Annotated in this window: 15 protein-coding genes and 2 pseudogenes; 8 read left to right on the top strand and 9 right to left on the bottom strand. The window is 47.9% G+C overall.

Annotation, left to right across the window (positions count from 1 at the left end; translation table 11 throughout):
* Positions 1 to 226: hypothetical protein (locus J7439_RS22690; protein ID WP_209204331.1), on the top strand; the 226-nt coding region annotated here is incomplete at its 5' end.
* A 153-nt stretch (positions 227 to 379) separates the two neighbouring features.
* The gene (locus tag J7439_RS22685) at positions 380 to 4,057 is read left to right on the top strand and encodes a DUF1601 domain-containing protein (protein WP_209204330.1); all 3,678 of its coding nucleotides are present in this window, start codon (positions 380 to 382) and stop codon (positions 4,055 to 4,057) included.
* Between the two features lie 69 nt (positions 4,058 to 4,126).
* Here the strand turns inward: J7439_RS22685 and J7439_RS22680 are convergent.
* A protein-coding gene (locus J7439_RS22680; RefSeq protein WP_353623107.1) for an IS5 family transposase occupies positions 4,127 to 4,901 on the bottom strand; the annotation gives its coding sequence in 2 pieces (ribosomal slippage) (positions 4,127 to 4,559 and positions 4,558 to 4,901; 777 coding nt in all).
* Between the two features lie 226 nt (positions 4,902 to 5,127).
* Entirely contained in the window at positions 5,128 to 6,000 is an 873-nt protein-coding gene (locus J7439_RS22675; RefSeq protein ID WP_209204329.1) for a splicing factor U2AF large subunit, read from the bottom strand.
* A gap of 329 nt (positions 6,001 to 6,329) precedes the next feature.
* On the opposite strand from J7439_RS22675, the gene J7439_RS22670 reads away from it, so the two are divergent.
* Positions 6,330 to 6,485, top strand: coding sequence for a hypothetical protein (locus J7439_RS22670; RefSeq protein ID WP_209204328.1), 156 nt, complete (start codon positions 6,330 to 6,332; stop codon positions 6,483 to 6,485).
* A gap of 54 nt (positions 6,486 to 6,539) precedes the next feature.
* Positions 6,540 to 6,794, top strand: a pseudogene (locus tag J7439_RS22665) (DUF4277 domain-containing protein); the annotation flags it as partial.
* Positions 6,795 to 6,811: 17 nt separating this feature from the next.
* On the opposite strand, the pseudogene J7439_RS26720 reads toward J7439_RS22665, so the two are convergent.
* From J7439_RS26720 to J7439_RS22635, 6 genes and pseudogenes are all read right to left on the bottom strand, one after another.
* Positions 6,812 to 7,082 (bottom strand): annotated as a pseudogene (locus J7439_RS26720) (transposase); the annotation flags it as partial.
* A 289-nt stretch (positions 7,083 to 7,371) separates the two neighbouring features.
* Entirely contained in the window at positions 7,372 to 8,532 is a 1,161-nt protein-coding gene (locus J7439_RS22655) for a hypothetical protein (RefSeq protein ID WP_209204325.1), read from the bottom strand.
* A 294-nt stretch (positions 8,533 to 8,826) separates the two neighbouring features.
* Complete coding sequence (locus J7439_RS22650; protein ID WP_209204324.1) at positions 8,827 to 11,787, bottom strand: hypothetical protein; 2,961 nt, start codon at positions 11,785 to 11,787, stop codon at positions 8,827 to 8,829.
* Between the two features lie 52 nt (positions 11,788 to 11,839).
* Positions 11,840 to 14,902 (bottom strand): hypothetical protein, encoded by a 3,063-nt coding sequence (locus tag J7439_RS22645; RefSeq protein ID WP_209204323.1) that lies wholly within the window; start codon positions 14,900 to 14,902, stop codon positions 11,840 to 11,842.
* A 155-nt stretch (positions 14,903 to 15,057) separates the two neighbouring features.
* Positions 15,058 to 15,909, bottom strand: a complete 852-nt coding sequence (locus J7439_RS22640; RefSeq protein ID WP_209204322.1) for a death domain-containing protein — start codon at positions 15,907 to 15,909, stop codon at positions 15,058 to 15,060.
* Between the two features lie 901 nt (positions 15,910 to 16,810).
* Positions 16,811 to 18,532, bottom strand: coding sequence for an ankyrin repeat domain-containing protein (locus J7439_RS22635; protein ID WP_209204321.1), 1,722 nt, complete (start codon positions 18,530 to 18,532; stop codon positions 16,811 to 16,813).
* Positions 18,533 to 18,914: 382 nt separating this feature from the next.
* Here J7439_RS22635 and J7439_RS22630 point away from each other — a divergent pair, with 382 nt between their 5' ends.
* From J7439_RS22630 to J7439_RS22620, 3 genes are all read left to right on the top strand, one after another.
* The gene (locus J7439_RS22630) at positions 18,915 to 19,109 is read left to right on the top strand and encodes a hypothetical protein (RefSeq protein ID WP_209204320.1); all 195 of its coding nucleotides are present in this window, start codon (positions 18,915 to 18,917) and stop codon (positions 19,107 to 19,109) included.
* A gap of 142 nt (positions 19,110 to 19,251) precedes the next feature.
* Positions 19,252 to 19,401, top strand: coding sequence for a hypothetical protein (locus J7439_RS22625; protein WP_209204319.1), 150 nt, complete (start codon positions 19,252 to 19,254; stop codon positions 19,399 to 19,401).
* An 833-nt stretch (positions 19,402 to 20,234) separates the two neighbouring features.
* The gene (locus J7439_RS22620) at positions 20,235 to 21,209 is read left to right on the top strand and encodes a hypothetical protein (RefSeq protein WP_209204318.1); all 975 of its coding nucleotides are present in this window, start codon (positions 20,235 to 20,237) and stop codon (positions 21,207 to 21,209) included.
* A 536-nt stretch (positions 21,210 to 21,745) separates the two neighbouring features.
* On the opposite strand, the gene J7439_RS22615 is transcribed toward J7439_RS22620, so the two are convergent.
* A complete protein-coding gene (locus J7439_RS22615; RefSeq protein WP_209204317.1) occupies positions 21,746 to 22,120 on the bottom strand; it encodes a transposase in 375 nt (124 codons plus the stop codon).
* Between the two features lie 193 nt (positions 22,121 to 22,313).
* Between J7439_RS22615 and J7439_RS22610 the strand changes: the two genes are divergently transcribed.
* Positions 22,314 to 23,272 (top strand): hypothetical protein (locus J7439_RS22610; RefSeq protein WP_209204316.1); only part of this gene is annotated, 959 nt, incomplete at its 3' end.

The following is a 23,272-nucleotide window of genomic DNA, read 5'->3' as shown; positions in this document are numbered from 1 at the left end:
GCTTAAAAGAGGGTGGGCAGATGAGGAATACGTTACTACCGATAAAGGAAGGCAATCCTCAGATTACTGTTACTTAACCGCCGAAGAACATTTAGAAGAGCAAACCGCTAAACCAAAAAGCAAAAAAGGAAGAGAAACAACAGCCAGTAATCCCCTCCCTTCGACCCAAGAACCATTTTCACATTCAAGGGAAGGAGTGCCAGCGTTGAATAACTGTTGCCCATGAATCTTGCCCCGGATGATTTGAAAATAGCGGGTTGGTAGAGTCAGGAGTAGATGGGTTTCCCCAACCGACGTTTATAAACATTCCAGCAAAATGAACTTCTGAACCGCACAGCAGTCTGCTTTTTATATTTTCATGAATTAATGAAATATAATTATGGATAGAAGTTCTGGTGGTATCAGTGGTAAATGCGCAAGATCAAATAATGATTACAACCGACCGGATGACCATGCCGCTTCTTCAAGGCGTGGGCGATATAGACATGCCGCAGTCAGACCATGGGATAATCCCCCCCGAACTCCCCCGGGGCGTAATGAATTTTACCATTCTTCTGGTGTACGCTCTTCTCAACATCTACAGAGTCGCTTGGTAAACCCTGCTCAAGATTTTAATGCCCTCATCAAACAGGAAATAATGGCTGATCTGGTAAGTAAATCCGATCATTTCGGTCATCGCTATGATGGGAGAAATCACGGTCGATATGCCAGTTCAATTAAAAGATACACGTCAGCTGCTAAAAGACCTTTAAATCGAGATGAACAAAGCCAGCTGATACGTGTGCTGCAAAATTTTACAGTAACGCGGAGCTGGAATTGGCTAAGCCTGACGACAACACTTCATTCATTTACCTCAGCGGGTGTTTTTACCCCTCATAAACCCATGGATGAGTGCTTTAAACGTACTCAATCTGCCTTATTGTCAACGCTACTTGATGTAATAATATTCAAGTGCAACCAAAGGCCTGAAGCCAGGGATATTGATGCCCGTGGAGTCGCCAACCTGCTGTGGGCCATGGCGAAACTGGTGGACAATGGACAGAAGCTGACACCAGAACTCAAACAGGCTGTGACCGCGCTGTTGCCCCACGTGAGCGCACAGAATGACCAATTTATTCCTCAGAATATCGCCAACATGCTGTGGGCCATGGTGAAACTGCTGGACAACGGGCAGAAGCGGACGCCAGAGTTTAAAAAGGCCGTGGCCGCGCTGCTGCCCCACGTGAACACACAGCAAGCTAACTTTAAACCTCAGGGTATCACCAACCTGCTGTGGGCCATGGCGAAACTGGTGAACAACGGGCAGGGGTGGGCACCAGAGATTAAACAGGTCGTTGCCGTGCTGTTGCCACTCGTGAAGGCGCAGAAAGCTAACTTTAAACCACAGGAAATTTCCAGCCTGCTGTGGGCCATGGCGAAACTGGTGGACAACGGGCAGGAGCAAACACCAGGGCTCAAAGAGGCCCTGGCCGCGCTGTTGCCCAACGTTAATGCACAGAAAGCTAACTTTAAGCCACAGGGTATCGCCAACGTGCTGTGGGCCATGGCGAAACTGGTGGACCATGGGCTGGAGCAGACACCAGAGCTCAAAGGTGTCGTGGCTGCGCTGTTGCCCTACGTGAAAGTACAGAAAGACCAATTTAATGCCCAGGATATCGCCAACCTGCTGTGGGCCATGGCGAAACTGGTGAACAACAGCCAGAAGCGGACACCAGGGCTCAAAGAGGCCGTGGCCGCGCTATTGCCCCAAGTGAACACACAGAAAGGCCAATTCAATGCCCGTGGTATCGCCAACCTGCTGTGGGCCCTGGCGAAACTGGTGGAAAACGGGCATGAGCTGACACCAGCGCTCAACAAAGCTTTGGCCGCACTGTTGCCCCACGTGAACGCACAGACCGCTAACTTTACATCACAGGAAATTGCCAACCTGCTGTGGGCCCTGGCGAAACTGGTGGACAACGGACAGAAGCGGACACCAGAACTCAACGAGGCCGTGGCCGCGCTATTGCCCTTCGTGAACGCACAGAAAGCTAACTTTAAACCACAGGGTATTGCCAACCTGATGTGGGCCATTGCCAAGCTGGTGGACAACGGGCAGAAGCAGACACCAGATCTCAAGGAGGCCGTAGCCGGGCTGTTGCCCCAGGTGAATGCACAAAAAGACCAATTTATTCCTCAGCAGATCGCCAACCTGCTGTGGGCCATGGCGAAGCTGGTGAACAACGGGCAGGAACAGACACCAGAGCTAAACCAGGCCGTAGCCGTGCTGCTGCCCCACGTGAACGCGCAGAAAGACCAATTGATTCCTCAGCAGATCGCCAACCTGCTGTGGGCCATGGCGAAACTGGTGTCTGGCGGGCAGGAGCGGACACCATGGCTCAACGATGCCATAGCCGTGCTGTTGCCCCTGGTAAACGCACAGAAAGACCAATTGATTCCTCAGCATATTGCCAACCTGCTGTGGGCCATGGCAAAACTGGTGGACAATGGGCAGGAGCGGACACCAGGGCTCAACGATGCCGTGGCCGCGCTATTGCCCGCCGTCAACGCACAGAAAGCTGAATTTACACGACAGGAAATTGCCAACTTGCTGTGGGCTATGGCGAAACTGGTGGACAACGGGCAGGGGCGGACACCAGGGCTCAACGATGCCGTGGCCGTGCTGTTGCCCTACGTGAGCGCACAGAAAGGCCAATTTAAAGCTCAGGGTATCGCCAACCTGCTGTGGGCCATGGCGAAACTGGTGGACATCGGTCTGGAGCGGACACCAGAACTCAACGAGGCTGAAGCCACGCTGTTGCCCTCCGTGATCCTACAGAAAGACCAGTTTAATGCCCAGAGTATTACCAACCTGCTGTGGGCCATGGCGAAACTGGTGGACAACGGGCAGGATCGGACGCCAGAACTCAAAGAGGCCGTGGCTGCGTTATTGCCCCGGGTGAGTACACAGAAAGACCAATTCAATGCCCAGGGTATCACCAACCTGCTGTGGGCCCTGGCCAAACTGGCAGACAACGGGCAAGAGCAGACACCAGAGTTCAAAGAGGCCGTGACCGGGCTGTTGCGACTCGTGAACGGGCAGAAAGACCAATTTATTCCTCAAAATATCGCCAACCTGCTGTGGACCATGGCGAAACTGGTGGACAATGGGCAGAAGCGGACACCGGAGTTCAACGAGGTCGTGGCCGCACTGTTGTACCATGTGAACACACAGAAAGACCAATTTAATTCCCAGGGCATAGCCAACCTGCTGTGGGCCATGGCGAAACTGTTGGATAACGGACAGGAGCTGATACCAGGGCTCAATGAGGCTGTGGCCGCACTGTTGCCACGGGTGAATGCACAGAAAGACCAATTTAATACCCTGGGTCTCGCCAACCTGCTGTGGGCCACGGCGAAACTGGGGGAATTTGTTGAGTTGAACGTGGTAACATCCACGTTTGAATCCCTTGTCAGCCGAACCAGTAAAAATCATCAGCTCTCTCATCAAGAGATATCGATGTCTCTCTGGGGAGTAATGGTATGCTGTGCCAGGTTGTCGCTGGAATGCAATGCCAATAAAAATAGTGTACTTGAAACGCACATGGATGACCTGTTTACTCGCCTGGAAAATATCGCCCCAGACAATGAAGAGGAACAATCCATCATTGCCATGGCCGCAAGTTGGCTTGGGAGAGCGTGTCCGGTGGCCCCCCATTACGAGATAATCATTTCAAAGCCTCAAACCGTCGTCCGTAATGAACTGCAATCAGGCATTCCCTCTCTGAAGATTGAAGAAGAAAAAAGTCTGAACTCACTGCCTCCGGTTGACCTGCTACTGCCAGATCACAACATTGTGATTGAAGTTCAGGGACCGTCTCATTACGTGGGTGGTGATTTCAAAACCAGGGACGGTTCGACTCTGCTTAAAATCGCACTGTTGCAAAAAGCAGGATTTGAGGTCATTGAAATCCCGGTAAACCAGCTTTCGAAGCAAGGTTCAATGAAGCGATGTATTGATCAAATAAAGACCAGGTTAGACATCCCGCCACAGGGTCATGGCCCTGTGTCACTTTAAAGCGTGGGGACAGATGAGGTATACGTTACTGCCAATAGAGGATGGTAACCCTCAGAGGCTGTTTTAAAACTACTTAAGCCTTCGCAGCATTATTCGAATCATGCATATATAAACGTAGGCTTCTGAACTCCTTGCCAGCTGTCCATAGTCTTTAGATAAACGTCTGGAACGTTCAAACCAGCCAAAGGTTCTCTCCACAACCCAGCGCCTGGCTTGAATGACAAACTTTCCCCGTGGGCGTTTTGTGATTTCAAGTTCCCTTTTGGGTTTGAATCGATAAAACCACTCTTCAAGGTAACCCCGGTAGCCACAATCAGCCCAGACTTTCCGGATGTTTTTAAAGTATTTCTTAAGGTGAGCCGGTATGAATTGTCCTGCAAAACTATCACTCAATGCGGCTGCGTGCACCCATACCACCAGAATCAGGCCAAGAGTATCAACAGCCATATGACGTTTTCTGCCTTTTATTTTCTTTCCGCCATCAAGCCTCGATTCCCCCTTTTACCGAGGTTTTAACGGATTGGGAGTCAATGCTTGCGGCTGTTGGTTGTGGCTCTTTGCCCGCTTGAATTCGTACCTGGTCACGAAGTGCATCATGCACCTTCTTCCATGTGCCATCATTTTTCCAAATTCGGAAATAGGTGTAGACACTACTCCATGGTGGAAAGTCAGAAGGCAGCATTCGCCACTGACAGCCTGTTTTAGTGAGATAGAATATGGCATTCAATATCAGACGATAACTCCAGTCACGTGGTCGACCATTTTTTGGAGTATCATAGCCAGGGTCAGGGAATAGAGGCTTGAGGGTTGCCCACTCGTCATCAGTCAGGTCGGATGGATACATAATTATCCTCCTTCTTCAGCTAATCAGATACTGTAGTTATAGACGACTTTGAGTTTTTATCCTGAGTTAATGACCAGTAACTTTTACAACAGTCTCCAAGTCATTAAACCACTTCAGGTTTTACCATTTGCTTATCCAGAGGACAGTGACCAATACCTTCTTACTCTTAGATTGCTGACTGTTCACTCAGGTTGAGACAGGCTCAATCGGGACGGTAAATATTCCTTCAGTTTGAAGATTGAAAAGTGGCAGGGAGAGTGCCATCTGAATTTTTACTGGAACTCTGGTTTGTTTCAACTGAATTAGAACTCAGTGTTAACTCACCGGAGTTTCCAGCTGAATGGATTGACTGGAGATACTGCTTTTTTGCGATTTTCGCTTGCTTTGAAGCTTCTTCCTTGTTGGCGGTTTGTTTTTTGATTCTGTTGTAAGTATTCATATAGATTCTGTGCCCCTCTACGAAGACGGGATCTTTGCGACGCTCCCTTTGGCGCTCCCTATCGAGCTTCCTTTTGCGCTCTGCGAAATCGGGATCTTTGCTACGCTTCCTTTGGCGCTCCCTTTCGCGCTCTGCGAAAGCGGGATCTTTGTAACGCTCCCTTTTGTACTCCCTATGGTACTCCCTTTGGCGTTCTGCGAAAGCGGGATCTTTGTAACGCTCCCTTTTGTACTCTCTATTGTACACCCTTTGGCGTTCTGAGAAAGCGGGATCTTTGTAACGCTCCCTTTTGTACTCCCTATGGTACTGCCTTTCGCGTTCTGCGAAAGCGGGATCTTTGCGACGCTCCCTTTGGTAATTCCTTCGGCGCTCCAATCGTGAGGTTTTGTTGTCAGTTATTTTTTTAGATGGGTTTGAAACAGACTTACTACCCAAGTTATCAGCCTGAATTATCGGACTGATTTGCTCCATCACGTTAGGATACTGATGGCTGTTATCAACAGACTGAGAGCCGTCTTCACCAGCCATACTCCAAACTCGCACAATTTTTATTTCTGATGCAGTGCCACTATCGGCTTTCTGAAATGTTTCTGGTCTTACGGATAATTCAAAGGGCTCTTCCAGGCAGATCTCTTTAGAATCAAGAATAGTGATTGACATTTGTTTAATTCTTGAATCATCGAATCGGTTTTGGAATCTATCCTCTTCGGGTATTGAGGTGTGATTGATTGGGACCGTTTGTTCCACTTTCTGACCGAATGCTATAGCGTTTTTTTGTGTACAGCCCTTGGAAAGAGTTTTACCGCAGGGCATAGCAGCGTCATATGCCGTTAGAACATTCGAGTAACAGCCTTGTAAGTTGAAATCTGGATCAGTCATTAATTCATCAAGTTATTGAATCACAGCTTTAGACTCCCGCTTCGTTACACAAGTTCCTTCCTGACACAACCCATTCACTATTTACATCAAAAAAAGCATAACGGTTTGATATGACTATTAATCATGATGATGTGAAACTCTTCGAAAGCCAGCGACTCACGGATGAAGAAGACGGTGGCGATCGGGTTACTGGCAGCGAGGTCATTGATGGCAACGTCAATAATCTCTTTCAGGATATTTCACCTGCCTTTCACCACCCCGATTGACATTTTCCTGAAATCTGATGTCAAAGGACTGATCAGGTCTTCAGGAACACCGATATGCCGCCAGTTCAATACCAGTTTAAGAACCTTAATCATCTTGGTCTGGTTGCCGCCATGTGCCGGGAAGTAAAGATAGCCGAATATTTCGATGCACGCATAACCAATGACTCTGACGCACGCAATGTCACCATTGGACAGGCTGTGGTCGCAATGATCATCAATGGGCAGGGCTTTACAGGGCAGACCCTCTACCTGAAGAAAGCGGAACGAATCGAGGCCCTGTTAATGTTGATGACACTGTGTCTGATGGTCTAAGCTGCTATCCAACACAGAATCAGGCCAAGAGTATCAACCGCTATATGACGTTTTCTGCCTTTTATTTTCTTTCCGCCATCATAGCCTCGATTCCCCCTTTTACCGAGTTTTAACGGATTGGGAGTCAATGCTTGCGGCTGTTGGTTGTGGCTCTTTGCCCGCTTGAATTCGCCCCTGGTCACGAAGTGCATCATGCACCTTCTTCCATGTGCCATCATTTTTCCAAATTCGGAAATAGGTGTAGACAGTACTCCATGGTGGAAAGTCAGAAGGCAGCTTCGCCACTGACAGTCTGTTTTAGTGAGATAGAATATGGCATTCAATATCTCCAGTCACGAGGTCGACCATTTTTTGGAGTATCATAGCCAGGGTCAGGGAATAGAGGCTTGAGGGTTGCCCGCTCGTCATCAGTCAGGTCGGATGGATACATAATTATCCTCCTTCTTCAGCTAATCAGATGCTGTAGTTATAGACGACTTTGAGTTTTTATCCTGAGTTAATGATCAGTAACTTTTACAACAGTCTCTTACACTGGATTTCTTTTTTCGAGGTCTTGTCTTAGCCCCCTTTGGCGTTAATTTCCCAGATTCCTTTTTTCAGGATCTTTCTTCATTTCACTATACCACTCCCTTCTTTGCTGATTTAACAGCTTCCTTTTTTCAGGATCTTTCATCATTTCTCTATACCGATCCTTTTTGCGCTGATTTTCCAGATTTCTTATTTTGGGATCTTGCCTTCGTTCCCTTTGGCGTAGTTTTTTCAGCTTTCTTTTTTCGGGATCTTGCCTTCGCTCCCTTTTGCGCTGCTTCAATATCTTTCTTTTTTCAGGATCCTTCATTTTTTCATTGTAAAGTTCCCTTTGGCGCTGATTTATCCGGTTTTTTATTTCAGGATCTTTCCTTAGTTCCCTTTTGCGCTGATTTTCCAGTTTTCTTTTTTCGGGGTCTTTCATTCGCTCATTTTGGCGTTGGTTTTTCAATTTTCTTTTTTCAGGATCCTTCATCATTTCTCTATACTGCTCCCTTTTTCGCTGATTTATTAGTTTTCTTTTTTCGGGGTCTTTCATCATTTCTCTATATCGCTCCCTTTTTCGCTGATTTATCATTTTTCTTTTTTCGGAGTCTTGTGTTTGCTCTCCTTGCTGCTCAAAAAGAAAACTATCAGGAGTTTCTTTCAGAGGGATTGTTTGTTTATCAATTGTCGTTTGGTTCAGGTTTGTCGAGTTAACAAAAGTAACTGGTGGTAAATCTTGTTGGTTAAACGGTAAGGCATGAAGATGAGCTAACTGATTATCTGGATTTAAATGCCTGAAAGGTATTGGATCAGGCACGCTATCCGATAAGCATACCTGCTGAGCTGAGGGGTAATCTGATATTGATGATATCCCATTATTAATGGCTTCATTATTAGAATTCCAGGGTACATATTTATCAAGGGCTGATTTTGGTATCTCAGGAAGACCCGTTTCGAAGGAGTTTTCTGCATTGAAGTCTGCTAAAGATGCAATATTGTATTCATGCAACGATTTAAGAATGCCTGTTTCATCTTGGTGCATATATGATTGACTATTGTATACAGGAAAATGAGATTTCAGTGCATGATCATACAGGTCTGGATACACTTGCTGTTGTTTTCCGGCATTGAGTTCTCGGGATTGGTTTATGATATCTAATGTGCCGGAATAAAGATCAGAAGACCCAATGTTGAACGAAGGTAGCTGATAGTAGTGATTCATTGAATTACTGAATTGTTGAATTACTTTTTAGACTACGTCTTCTTATAAAAGTTCCTCCCTACCAAAAACCATTTACTATTTTTGTCGTCATTGTTCTTGGTGGTGTCACTCCGCATCTGGTATTAAAAAAACCAACTCAAGCTATGCCAAAGTGTTACGTAAACCTCTGAGTGCATACCAGATCAATAACACTAAAACGTTTAGTGATAAAGGGGAGTATTTGGCTGATAAGATTAAGCAGTCATGATGGAAAACTTCTCCATGCCATGCGCGGTGGACCATATAAGACCCCAGCTATCGGATCGCTGAGTAGACATGCTGCTCGCGGACTACGGTAATCCCCCGCTCTTGCAGCACTGGTTGGGCATCCTTCGAAGCCAGCGTTTCCCGGGTCAAGGTGCCCGTATTCATCCGTATACCTGTGCTCTTCAGTCGCTGCACCTCTTCCGCCAATGCCTGTTGTGTTGCCGGGCTCAGCAGCGACGGGTCATGTTCGTACTGCATCTTTTCCAGCCGTGTCATTTCAGCCGGAACCCTCACCTGCCGGAGATCGTACCAGCTGTTATGAATACCATAAGTGATCCCCTTGATTTGATCAGCCCTGCAGTTTTGGTGGTGAGGGTCTGAACAGGTAATAATTCCCGCCCCCCGGGCCAGTTTGCGCCGAACATTATCATTAATAAATCGGTCCATTATTTCCACGGGCTCCGTTGTCCGGTCAAATTGTAGCCTGATTTTTTTGCCATCAGGCTTCAGACCGTAGACATTGGTGTAGCGATTTTTGCGCCTGTCCATGGGGCTCCCGGTTACCTGCACCAGGTCAGCCGCACCGTGCATGGCGGCTTCCAGATGCCGTTGGAATTCAGTTTTGTGGTCAGGCTCGCTGGTAAAATCCCCGGCCCACGGGTGCGGCAGGTCAAGGGCGGAAACGTTGAAAAACTCAGATTGTGTCCCCAACCCGGGAAATTCAGGCTCAACGAAATAGCGAATAACGTCCATATGAACGGCAAAGCGTAATATACGCAGATACCAGCGCACAGAGGCAGTCAGGTTATGATCCGCTTTACCGCCGGTATCGTTTTCCATGCTGACCATCGCCAGGGCGATCTCATTCAGCAGCCGTTCAGGGAAGTGACCGGCCAGGTCCCGTTTGAAGTAATCAGCTGACCTGGTTTTTGCCACCGATTGATCGACATCCTCAGTTGCTGCATCCTGATAAATAATGGCCAGCGGCAGGAGACTTTTTTCTACTGGATTAAAAGAGTGAACCTGGCATCTCTCCAGCAATTCCATATACCAGAGCCCGTTATTCCTGGCACGCAGGGCATGACTGCAAGAGTGATGCTCTTTCCACGTTTTTTGAAAGACTTTGTTCATGCTGGCCATCACCCGCTCCGGTCCCGGGCGACGGTAATAATGCTGTAACACCTTGAGGATAGTGCCTTCATTATCGCCGACATTATCTGGCAAGACCGGCGGTTTACTAAAGGCATCCACCATAAACTGTAACGCTGGTGCCACTGATGCGAAACGATGGACCGGCAGTTCGAGAGATTGTTTCAGTGTCTTGAGTTGCAGTGTGGCCTTCTCGACATGTGCTAGCCAATTCTGGTGAAAAGTGTAGGTTTGTCGTTTTTTCCAGAGTCGTTCAACCCATTCGATGAAGGAAGCCACGGAAAAATCATCAAAAAGCGTTGTATCGTCACGGTAATACCTCTTCAGACCGCTTTTAACCGTATCCAAAACATCTTCGTTCGGGACAGCCCCGTAATGAAACAAGGCCAGTAAGTGGGACTCGATGGTATCGGTTGGTCCCTGGATAAGTCGCTTGCGAGATAGTTCTTCTTTCAGGCATTGCTGCCGTTGCTGATCATTGAAACCCCGGCAGATTCGGTCAAATTCAACGATGCCTCCCGGGCAATTGGTCAGGGGTATATTCCAAAGGTTTTGCAAGGTAAGGAACTTGAATGGACCAAAGGCAGCCACCATATAATTGAACAGGTCCGGTGGTACATAAGAGTGAGCACAGCCTCCCATCTGTCGGATAAGGTTCCAGCCCTGTTCAGTCAGTATGGCCCCGCTCTTCAAAAGCAGCCGAAGTAATGGGGCAAATTTATCAACCCGGAATTCCGTTACCCGGTCATGGACATTGTATCTATTTACTTCAGAAATCAGGAGCATATCAAGCAAAGAAGTCATTTTTCCTTCATGAAAAAAACAGCGGTCAATGGGCAAACCACTCTCTTGCAATGCCAGAAGCTTCTGGACACTGTCAGGACCGGGATTTCTCACCAGCTCGATGGCCTGTTGCCATTGATGTTGCTCATCCGACGGGGTGGTGAATCCTGACCTCAGTGCCTCTGCCTGCAAATGCATTGGCAATAAATTCATTGTGCTCATTATGCTGGCTAAAGATATTCTCCCGGAAGGGTCAAAACAATCCAGGGAACTCTCAATCCGTTCCAGATGTTCAGAGTCAAGTTCATCATCATAACAGACCTCTGCAGACCCGGTGCTGCAGTGAAAAGCAACCAGTGGCAGGGGGGGCAGGCCCAATGTCTGTTCACACTCACGCTTTTTCTGCAGAATATCCGAAATATTACGAGGAATATCACTCACAACAAAAAAGCATTTGATGTCTGCTTTTCCACCGTTGGTGACCACGAGTTGTGGAGAGGGCACGGAGCCTCCGTAAAATACTGTACCAGGTTTGTGGCTATCATATTTGTGGGGCTTCAGTTTTGGTAAACTGAACCTTCCGTCCGCCCCCAGATGTCCTGAGGTAAGTGATGGATCATAAACCTCCCACCCGGCTCGATATTGTATCTCTTTGTCTTTTTCAGCCAATGATTGCAGGTCAGACAGTAGTTTTACGTCCAGATTTTCCGCCGCTGTGTCTTGTTTCAACGGCCAGGTACCGGGATTTTGTTTGTAGACATACAGGCAATCCGGGTCGACGATGCCTACCGTCCATCGACCTGACAGGTTTCCGGGGGGCATCCCCTGCAAGGCAAGGCTAAAGGATTCTGGTGTGCCACTGCCATCAAGGTAACTGGCTACTTCGGCTGGTTTAATTTGCCGAATCGCCAGACGCCCACTCTCCGCCGTCTGGCGCAGTGCCTGACGCTCAACTTCTCTTGAAGGCCCGGGTAGCGGCTTGGCCGGTTCGGTGGTTGTCTCAGGCTGGGTGCCAAATGTTCGTCGGTAGTAATCGCGCAGACAGGCGAAAGGGTTCATGTCGCAGTTAAGATTCATGATGACGCTCCAGTAATCATTTTTATTTCCCACTTCCACTGGGGCGGGGTACTCATATTGGAGTGACTGGCTTTGCCATCTTTATTGGCACCAGCATTTCCCATTCTCCAGGGAGGCCATCGTTGGCAACGTAAGGACGCTTCTCGCTGACCACCGCAATACCCCGATCCTCCAGCACTTTCAGGGCGTCCTTCGAAGCCAGCGTTTCCTGGGTCAAGGTGCCCGTATTCATCCGTATACCTGCGCTCTTCAGTCGCTGCACCTCTTCCGCCAATGCCTGTTGTGTTGCCGGGCTCAGCAGCGACGGGTCATGTTCGTACTGCATCTTTTCCAGCCGTGTCATTTCAGCCGGAACCTTCACCTGCCGGAGATCGTACCAGCTGTTATGAATTCCATAAGTGACCCCCTTGCTTAGATCAGCCCGGCAGTTTTGGTGGTCAGGGTCAGAACAGGTAATAATTCCCGCCTCCCGGGCCAGTTTGCGCCGAACTTTATCATTAATAAATCGGTCCATTATTTCCACGGGCTTCGTTGTCCGGTCAAATTGTATCGTGATTTTTTTGCCATCAGGCACCAGACCGTAGACTTGGGTGTAAGGATTTTCTCGCTTGTCCGAAGGGCAGTTAGCTACCTGCAGCTGCATGAGGTCAGCTGCACCGTGCATAGCGGCTTCCAGATGCCGTTGGAATTCAGTCTGGTGATCAGGCTCGCTGCTGAAATCGTTGGCCAACTGCGTTGGCAGGCCAAGGTATTCAGCCTTGGGAACCTTATGCGGAGCCACCGCTAATGCGGGAAAAAAAGGCCTGACCCCGCTGTAGCGAATTTGGTTTATATGAACAGCAAAGCGTAATACGCGCAGATACCGGCGCACAGGCTCAGACAGGTTCTGCACAGCTTTATCTTCGGCCCTGGTTTTCATGCTGACCATCGCCAGTGCCATATCATTCAACAGTTTTTCAGGGTAGTGCCCGGCCAGGTCCCGTTTGAAGTAATCAGCTGACTTTGTTTTTACCGCCGATTCGTCGACATCTTTATAAGCGGCATCTTGATAAATAATGGCCAGGGGCAGGAGTCTTTTTTCTATTGGAGTAAAAGAGTGAACCTTGCATTTCTCCAGCAATTCCATATACCAGAGCCCATTATTCCTGGCCCGTAGAACATGACTGCAGGAGTGATGCTCTTTCCACGTAACCGGTGAGGAGTTGCGCAGGCTGGCAATCACCCGCTCCGGTCCCGGGCGACGGTAATAATGCTGTAACACCTTGAAGATAGTGTCTTCATTATCGCCGACATTTTCCGGCAAGACCGGCGGTTTGCTAAAGGCATCTACCATAAACTGTAACACCGGTGTCACCGATGCGAAGGGATCGACCGGCAGATCAAGGGATTGTTTCAGTTTCGCGAGTTGCTGACGGGCCTCCTCGACGTGTGCTGGCCAATTCTGGAAGAGAGTGTGGGCTTCCCGATTCATCCAGAGATCGCCAACCCATTCGATGAAACCAGGCACAGATAAATTATCAATCAGCCTTGTATTGTCATCGAAATACGTCAGATCCCGTTTAACCGTATCCATAACCTCCTCATCCGGGACCGCTCCGTAATGAAACAAGGCCAGTAAGTGGGACTGCAGGGTATCAAGGGTTGGTCTCTGTAAAAGTCGATTACGGGATAATTCCTCTTTCAGGCAATGCTGCCGTTGCTGGTCATTGAAATCCTGGCAGATGCGGTCAAATTCAATGATGCTTCCTGAACAACGGGTCACTGAGGTTAATGGTATATTCCAAAGGTTTTTCAAGGTAAGGAACTTAAAGGGAGCAAAGGCAGCCAACATATAATTGAACAGGTCCGGAGGCATTAAAAGTTGATTTTGTTCTCCCATCTGTCTAATTAAGGACCAGCTCAAGGCAGTGGGTATTGCCCCGATCTTCAGAAGCAGCCGTAGTAATGGGGCAACTTTGTCAACCCGGAATTCCGTTACCCGGTCATGGGCCTCAGTGTATCTCAGTGATTCAGAAGTCAGGAGCATATCCAGCAAAGAGGTGATATTTCCTTCATGAAAAAAACAGCGGTGAATTGACAGGCCACTCGCTTTTAAGGCCAGAAGCTCCCGGTAATTGTCATCACAGGGATGACTCACCAGCTGGATGGCCTGTTGCCATTTGGGTTGATCATCGGGTGGGATGGAGAGTCCTGAACTCAGTGCCTGTGCTTGCAAAGGCATTGGCAACAAATTCATTCTTCTCCTGATTTCGCCTGAAGGTATACGCCGGGAAGACGCAAAAACATCCAGAGAATCCTCAATTATGGTCAGATGTTCAGAGGCCAGTTCATCATCATAACAAACCTCTACAGACCCGGTGTGGCGGCAAAAAACCACCAGTGGCAGGGGTAGGCCCAATGCCTGTTCACACCGACGCTTTTGCCGCAGGATATCCGAAATATTTCTGGCGGTATCACGCTCAACAAAAAAGCATTTGATGTTTGCTGTTCCACAGGGGGTGACTACGATTTCTGAACGGGGTACGGGGTCATTAAAATTAGTTGAAACAGATTTGGGGGCATTATATTTGTAGGGCTTCGGTTTTGGTAAACTGAATTTGCCATTCGGTCCCAGATGTCCTGAGGTATCTGGGGTAGACCGAGGATACACATCCCACCAGGCTCGTTGTTGTATCTCTTCATCTTTTTCAGCCAGCGATGGCAGATCAGGCAGTAGTTTGACGCCCAGTTTATCCGCAGCTACGCCTTGTTCCAGCCGCCAGGTGTCTGCCTCTTTTTTGTAGACATACAGGCAGTCGGGATCGACTATGCCTACCACCCATTTTTGCTGATCTGCCCACTTCCTGCGTGTCATCCCCTGCTGGGCAAGAGTAAAGGATTTTGGCGTGCCATAGCCCTTGAAGAAATTGGCTTCTTCAGCTGATTCAATTTGCCGAATCGCCAGGCACCCACTCTGTGCCGCCCAGAGCAGTGCTTTTCGCTCATCCTCCCTGGAAGGCACGGGTAGCCGTTTGCTCAGCTCGGTGGTTGTGCATTGGCCAGACCCGGTGCCAGACTTCTGATCGTGGCGATCGCTCAGGCAGGAAAAACAGTTCATGCCCCGGATAACATTCATGTGGTGCTCCAATGATCGCTTTTATAAACCCTCGGGTGCGCTTACCATTAGAGTGACTGGCTGGTCAAAAGTTCCATTATCAGAACGCTATTTCCAGGGCCAGGTTCCGAACTGACCAACTGGCAATCGAACGGGAAGAGTGCCAGATATTGGCGTTAAATGGATTGCAAGGCCTTTTGCAGTCTTTCAGAAAGATCCGTCCGCCCTATTTGTTTCAACACATCAACCAACTCCTCAGTCCGCTTCCCACTACAAGCAATTTTATTCAGTACGGTGAGCAGTGCTTTTGTGACATTTCCTATACACTCCGATTCAATTTTATCGACTTCATCTCCGGGAAAGATTTCACACATTGTGTGCGCCAAAGCTTTCCAATTTCTGGAAGCATCGCCGATTACCTTGAGTGCTACTGGAAAGTTAAACTGACTACAGTATGGTGGTTGTTCCGATGCTGCTATTGGTTCCAGGTAGGGCTCGTCTTGTAAAGCCTCTTTCAGGCTGGCTATTTTCCTTTGGAAGATAATGTCGGTACTTTCCAACAGGTTAAGCTTTTTCATTCCGTTATTCTTTCCTTCCAGAGAAAAATAGCGACGGAAGAAATCGATTCTGATTTTATCCACTTTGCCCGGGCAAAAATCCGCCGCCTGATAATATTCCTCGAGGTGGCTGCTGGCAAAAGCAAAATTGATCAATTCTCTGTTGTCCAGAAAGGCCAGTTTCTTTTCAATCCACTTGTCCAGTTTAGGATACCTGGCGGTAAAATCATTCTGCCAGACCAGCTCTAGCCGATCTGCCGAATTTTCTACCATAGTGTTATGAACTTCGATGACACGTTTTAAAATCTCCTTTCGGAAACTGGCATCGTGACTCACCTCAGACAGCTTATTATAGACAAATGTGGTCGCTTGCCCTGCGGACTGGCGCTCAGGGTACTGGCTATATGCTGGCGGTGGTTCAGCGGAATAGTCGTTAGAGAGGGTAAATGGTTGGGATGATGTCGGATTCATAATAATACCTCGTTGGTTGATTCGATTATTTTGATTGTCGTTTTCCGAAATAGTCACATGGTCACTAACAAATAGCCCCGCCACTATGGTCCTATTCCAGTAAAACCGAATATTTATCCACTTCCATATGGTCAAACTCCACAGTCTTGAGAGTAACTGGCTGGCGAAAAGTTCCGCTACGGTCCGTAGCTGCATTTTTATAGGGAGATCAAGGGATTTTATTGGCCTTCTCCACGAGGCTGACCGAGAACTAAGCAGGAAAGCAACCAGAAGAGCGACAAAAATTTAAATTGTTTAAAAAATAGGTAAAAATTTAGATTAATTAGCCACTTTTGAGCAGTTTTCAGACCAGGTAGCTTTTTCTTTTAGCCTTGCTCAAGGGGTTCGTGATCAGCCGTTCATTGGCCGGACAAACCTCATCAGCAGAATCATTCTTGTTTGACTGTAAGGTTTTACGAACTGGGAAGCCATAATACGAACGTCACAACCCAGTTCGGTAAATTTACGACACCAGTAGTGTGAACCTCCACAAGCTTCCATGCCCCTAGGAGGCTGTCCGAGAATAGACTGCCCTACTGCGGCGACAGCAAATTGGTCTAAAAATCCGCTTTTGTTCGGCAAATAGCCCCGCTATTCACCTCACAAAACCGAATTTTTATCCTCAATTTTCTGCCGTCCTCGCTACGGGCGCTATTCTCGGACAGCCTCCTAGCGCATTGAGGCAGATTAGCAATCTATTTTGGCCTATTTTGTTGAAGCCGTTTTGGGAGCGGGGCGGACCATTCCAGGTCTTGAATCCATTCAAAAGAAAGCCCTAACCCAGTTTCGGGCTCCTTGGTTTAGCGTCAAGAAGAAAGCCCTGCCCCCTGCTTTTGACCCCAGCTTTGCGGTCACTTATGGATTATTCGCTTCCGGACTCCTGAGTGTTCTTCACATCCGCTCCGCCGGGGCTCTGTTCAGCCATAGAGCCAATGGCTGTCGCACTCAGGTCAGCACTGGATCTCACGTTCCTGAGAAATCCATCCTGTACGACAGCCCCCGGGGCACTCTTCAGGAGATGAACGATATTTATGTAAGATTCAATCCTCTCAAGAGCGGCAGAGCTATTTCGGGATGCACGTGAAATTTCAATACTGCCAAGCACTTGTGCAATTTTAAGAGGGGTATGTCCTGCGGTGTTGCAGGCATTGACATCAGCATTTGCAGCAATCAGGCGTTTAACAATCTCTGGCTGACAACTCTCAACCGCAATGTGAAGGGGAGTGCCACCGTTTGTATTATTATCCTTATATCTGTCAGCCGCAGTGCTGGGGGAGGTCGGCTCCCCGCTTGAGATGCTGGCATCGACATTAGCATTTGCGTCAATCAAGAGTTCAACAGTAGATGCCAGACCTTTTCGAGCCGCAAGATGAAGGGCGGTCCACCCGAATTTCATAGGGGCATTGACATCAGCATTTTCTTCAATCAAGGCTGCAATGATGCTTTCAGGCCGCCCTTTGTTGACTGCACAGAAAAGCGGAGTCCGACAATCATCGTCACGGGCGTTAACGTCAGCGCCTCTCTTAATCATGGCCTTGATATTTTCTGGCTGACCGCATTCAACCGACCGGTAAAATGCAAGCTGACTGGACCCCGGACATTTAAGTTTATCAAGATCAACGCCCCTGGTTTTGGCTCGCAACTGGTCAAATAGATTCCACTCATTGATCTCAATCAATGCACCAAGCAGCGCTGCACGTGTCCCTTTGCAGGGGGCCTCAGTATCACAAGTTGCATGGGCTAAAATACTGACCAGAGATTTCGACAGTTTCCCTTCATCTTTTGCCCAGCGGAGCAGTGTCTTGTCTTCACCAATGAGTACTTCAGTGTCGGCACCAGCATTTGCCAGAGCGTTAACAGCCTGTTCTTGCCCGGCTTTAATGGCACTGTGCAGGGGAGTATTCCCGTAGCTTTTTATTTGCGCCTCTGTTGAAAGGCCTTTTAAATGAATATCGCCAGGGAGGCCCTGGAGCCGTTCCGACTGATAACAAAGCACGTGGAATAACCGCCTGTCACTGATTTCACTGGGCGTTTCCATCAATAGCGCCTGGGAATTGATATTAGCCCTCTTTTCAAGCAAGAGCCAGATGGCATCCTGTTGCCCGTGTTCCGCCGCAAAATGTAGGGGAGTCTTACCGCTTGTTACGGCATTGACGCTGGCTCCATGGCTGAGAAGACGCTCTATAGTCGCTACATCACCTTTGATGGCAGCGCAATGGAGGGGAGTTAGCCCGTCTTTGGTGCTGCAATTAACATTTAGACCGAGGTCAAGCAGGCAACTGACAGCATCAGGCCGACCTTTGGCTGCAGCCACAAGAAGCGGCATCTCCTCAGACGATAAACAATGGGTAACGCTACGACTGCAGCTTGGACAATCTTTAATATCCGGGGCTTTTGGCAATTGATCAATACACGACTTGTGATAGCTATGGGTACAGGGAACCACCACAATAGTGCGCTGAGTACCCAGACTGCCAAAGCAAATATTGCACTTATCAGTTTCCGTATTAGCTGCGTCAGAGACTACCAAATCGGCGGGTACTACTGTACTAATTTTAGGGGCATTAGATGATACGCCATACATAACTTAAGCTCCTGTGGCATTGTTGGTATAAGCTGAACAAACGTACGTAAATGACCGTACAATCAGCCAAGTGCTTAAGTTAGTCTGTCCATTGGCGTAATAGTTCCCCCGTTTTTATATTTCTTTTTATAATTTGCCCCAGAGTAAGTCTAAGCCGTCTACTCCACGTGCTGACGAGATGGAAGGCTCGCTTCTCATGGAGGGTTTAAGGTGAGGTCTTGAACTTGAGTGTGTTCAAAAAGAAAGACCTGATGGGTGCTCTCTCAATTTGATAACTGAGGCAGGCATAACAGCAGCGGGGTTATGCAGTTGTGTCGTCGATGTAGATAAACCTGAATAACAATGATTGTGACAGGTTTTTAGTAACGGAGAGACGACGGTTATGACCAGCCGCTGTCAAACTGAAAAGCAGGGCAACCTTATTATCAATGAACCAAAGTACCGGCTTTCACACAAGCCAGCTTACTGGTGGGGAGCTTCCTATGGAGTATGGGGTTTTGGATATGGTGAGTATAGTGGCGGCGGTTTCTGGGTGTATGGTGGTGGTTCCTGGGAGTACGGTGGTGGAGGCTCCTGAGGGTATCGAAATGTTGTAGTGTATTATTTCGTACGACTTCACTGAATGTTACGGTCGATTCACCAGTGATTCCAGGGACATGAAGGATAGTCCGGGAAAACTGTACAGGTGAGTCCGAAGGGGCTGAAGACGGGCACGGAGCATGAATACCCCCAGTGACATTAACCGAGTTACAGAGCGGCTGTGCTCTGACCACTCTGGTATCAATGGACGTTTCGCGGTGACCATGATCAACGGCATTGGTATCGTTCGCATTCTTGCGACAACAGGCAACATATATCGCCACTGCTGAAGTGCCTGTCGCAACGCCTACTGCTGCCCCCACCCCAAAGCCGACAAACATTGCAGTATAAGTTTGTGCCAACTCCATGCTGACAAACCCACTGGAAGTACAACAGAATACTCCACATGTAAAGCTGGAACATTTACACATGTTATCATCTTGATTGGGGCATAAATAATGATCAGTGCAAGAACCAGTTGATTCCATAAAATGTACCTTTTCGGAGTTTCCTGAGACCGCTTTTACTACTTATCAATCCATGGACTTGATTTTTTCTAAAAAGTTTCGATATTCCTTCCCTGTGTGTGAACTAAGTGCTGACCCTGCCTGGGTTATGGCAGAATCCGTAATTTTTTTTCACGGACTTAGTGATTTTCGCGCCCTGCGAGGTTACAAAAAATAAAAACACCTCTATTTCTTCCAGTTTTTTGATCATCAAATAGCCACCAAGAGTGGAGGCCGCTTTTTGTGTACTGTGAACATAGTGTGCTTGATATTTATTAGATGCTCAAAGGCGTATATTCAGCGGGAATAGCTAGGAAGGAACTTGTGTAACGAAGTGGGAGTCTTAAGCTGTGATTCAATAACTTAATGAATTTATGAATTTATGAATTTATGAATTAATGACTGATCCAGATTGTAACTTACAAGGCTGTTATTCGAATTTTCTCACCGCATATGATGCTTTTATGTCCGGCGGTAAGTCACTTTCCAATCGCTATACACAAAAAAATGCTATAGCATTCGGTCAGAAAGTGGAACAAACGGCCCCAATCAATAACACCTCCATACCCGATGGGGATAGACTCCATAACCGATTCGATGATTCAAGAATTAAACAAATGTCAATCACTATTCTTGATTCTAAAGAAACCTGCCTGGATGAGCCCTCTGAATTATCCGTAAGACCAGAAACATTTCAGAAAGCTGATAGTGGCACTGAATCAGAAATAAAAATTGTGCGAGTTTGGAGTATGGCTGGTGAAGGTGGCTCTCACTCTGTTAATAACAGCCATCAGTATTCTAACGTGATGGAGCAACTCAGTCCGATAATTCATGCTGATAACTTGAGTAATAAATCTGTTTCAAACCCACCAGAAAAAATAACTGACAACAAAGCCTCTCGGTTGGAGCGCCGAAGGGAGCGCCGAAGGGAGCGTTGCAAAGATCCTGCTTTCTTAGAGCGCCAAAGGGAGTACCAAAGGGAGTACCGAAGGGAGCGTCGCAAAGATCCCGCTTTCGCAGAGCGCGAAAGGAAGCGCAAAAAGGAGCGCTACCAGACAGATCCCGCTTTCGCAGAGCACGAAAGGAAGTACCACAGGGAGTACCACAAGGAGCGCTACAAGACAGATCCCGCTTTCGCAGAGCACCAAAGGAAGTACCACAGGGAGTACCACAAGGAGCGCTACAAGACAGATCCCGCTTTCGCAGATCGCGAAAGGGAGCGCCTAAGGGAGCGCTACAAGACAGATCTCGCTTTCGCAGAGCGCCAAAGGGAGTACCAAAGGGAGTACCAAAGGGAGCGTCGCAAAGATCCCGTCTTTGCAGAGGGGCAAAGAATCTATAGGAATACTTACTACAGAATCAAAAGACAAACCGCCAACAAGGAAGAAGCTTCAAAGCAAGCGAATATCGCAAAAAAGCAGTATCTCAAGTCAATCCATTCAGCTGGAAACTCCGGTGAATTAACGCTGACTTCTAATTCAATTGAAACAAACCATAGTTCCAGTAAAATTTTTGATGGCTCTCCCCCTTCCACTTTCAGTCTTCAAGCTGAAGGAATATTTACCGTACCGAATGAGCCTGTCTCAACCTGAGTGAACAGTCAGCAATCTAAAAGTAAGAAGGTATAGGTCACTGTCCTCCGGATAAGCAAACGGTAAAACCTGCTTTGCCTCTACGGGAGCATGTTTATGAAATACCCGGGTTAAGGGCTTGGAGGTGTTCACGCTAACCAGAATAGGTGTTCGCGCTCGCCAGAATACGCAGAGGCGTCAAGGTTATGGTTTTATTGGCCGACGAAACCAGCGTCATATATGGTCCGCCCCGCATTGCAAGGAAAAGTTTTCCATCATGACTAAAGAGTAATGCTTCCATTCTCCTAATAAAGAGACCGGCCTTTGGAGTGAGGTCTCAATGCCTCTGGCCCTGATGGAATCCGCTCACTCCCACCTCATCAGGTCTTCGGCCTCTTCGGGCCCTGACCCCGGTCAGGTTCAAGGGAGTGCAGGTCTTACCTTTTATGCCATCATTTGAACTTTATCCGCGCAACTCGTTGCAGGCTTCTTACACTGATTAACCGCTTTTGCTTTTCTTTTCTAACGACAAATGTTTAATAGTTTGATGCCGATGCTCATGCTGCTGCCTTGTACGGCTCTTTCCTGGTTAACACAGCCCAGACAATGCGAGTGTTTTTATTGGCAACAGCCACTGCTGATATATTCTTGCCCCTGCGCTGATCAAGCTCTTTAATCCAGTTATTACGTCGATTGTCGTGTTTATAGACTACCCTGCCAACGGTTCTGCCACCGTGTATCAGCAGGGTTCGCAGGTAGGTATCGCCCCGTTTACTGATCCCCGGCAAGGTGGGTACGCCACCGGTAGACTGCTGTTTGGTTACCAGTCCAAGCCAGGCTGCCATTTCCCGGCCATTTTTAAATGCTGATATTGGCTGCGTATTCGATGCAAACTCTGGATAGTGATTAAAAAGTTTTTCGCTAATGTCCATTGGCCTTACAATCATTCAAATATATACAACCATTCATTTATAAAAATAACACGACGCCTTCAACACGTACCCTTAAATAAAAAAATTAAACCGGGAACTTTTACGACACTGCATTTTCGAATAAGAGAGTGCCCGGTAATTTTTTGTGCTCTCTAATTTGCTGTTATGCATTACAACATTAAGAGCCCTGTTTATGATTCAGCAACCCGCTCAGCACCCCATTCAGCAACCAATTTGCGACAGCGCTTCCCAATGTTCAGGGAATGGCAACGAACATTCCTGGCTCGGCCATGGCGTTGCTGTTGCTAAAGCATTTGCGAAATCATTGATTCCAACGGAAGATCCTCACCTCGGTTTCAATTCCCGCAAAGCAGTGGAAGATCTTGTGCGACTGGCCACAGTAACTATCCTGCCACCGAGTTCCATCCTTTTCATGGTGAAAGATATGGCCAATGCCTGGACCGGGAGCGGTTTGCCCGGGCCGGATGCAAAACCGGAATTACCACAGACATCAAAAGAAATCCGGGAAGAGGCTCAGGAAAAAGAACCCGGCTCGAAAGACGTACCCCTTCAACAGACATCCACGGCCCGCTACCAAGGGAGTCAGGGAACCAAAGGACTGCTTGCCCTTGGCACGCTGGCCAGCTCTTTTCAGTATGCGAATTCGAAACCCATTGCCGATGGTTCAGAGCCCATAAAGATTAATGATGCAGAAACTCTGGGCAAGATTGGTCGAAATTCCAGCTATCCACTGAACGGTATCTACCAACAGACAGCGGATATTGTTATCACTGATAACTATCAATCCATTGGCAATGATACCCATCCATTCACCGGGGAGTACGATGGGCAGAATCGTACCATCAGCGGCCTCTCTGACTGTTTTGTTGACACTCTGGAAGGCAGCATCCGTGACCTTCACTTTACTTGTGCCAATATAATAAATTTCCAGAAGAAGACCGGGTTAGCAGCCTGTGTTGTTGATGTTACTGGCACAGTCAGTAATATCCGGGCGGAAAATGTTCATATTGTCAACTTGGGTGTGGATGCAGACGCCGGCATCGGGGGGGGGGATGTTCAAGGAACGGTTGCCAACATCATGGCGGTGAACAGCACGGTCGAAACCGTGGGTTGGTATGCAGACGCCGGCAT

Source organism: Salinisphaera sp. G21_0 (assembly GCF_017744115.1).
In the GTDB taxonomy this organism is placed as follows: Bacteria; Pseudomonadota; Gammaproteobacteria; order Pseudomonadales; family Endozoicomonadaceae; genus Endozoicomonas.
Note: the sequence above shows the minus strand (reverse complement) of the source record. Positions and strands in the feature narration are given on the sequence as shown.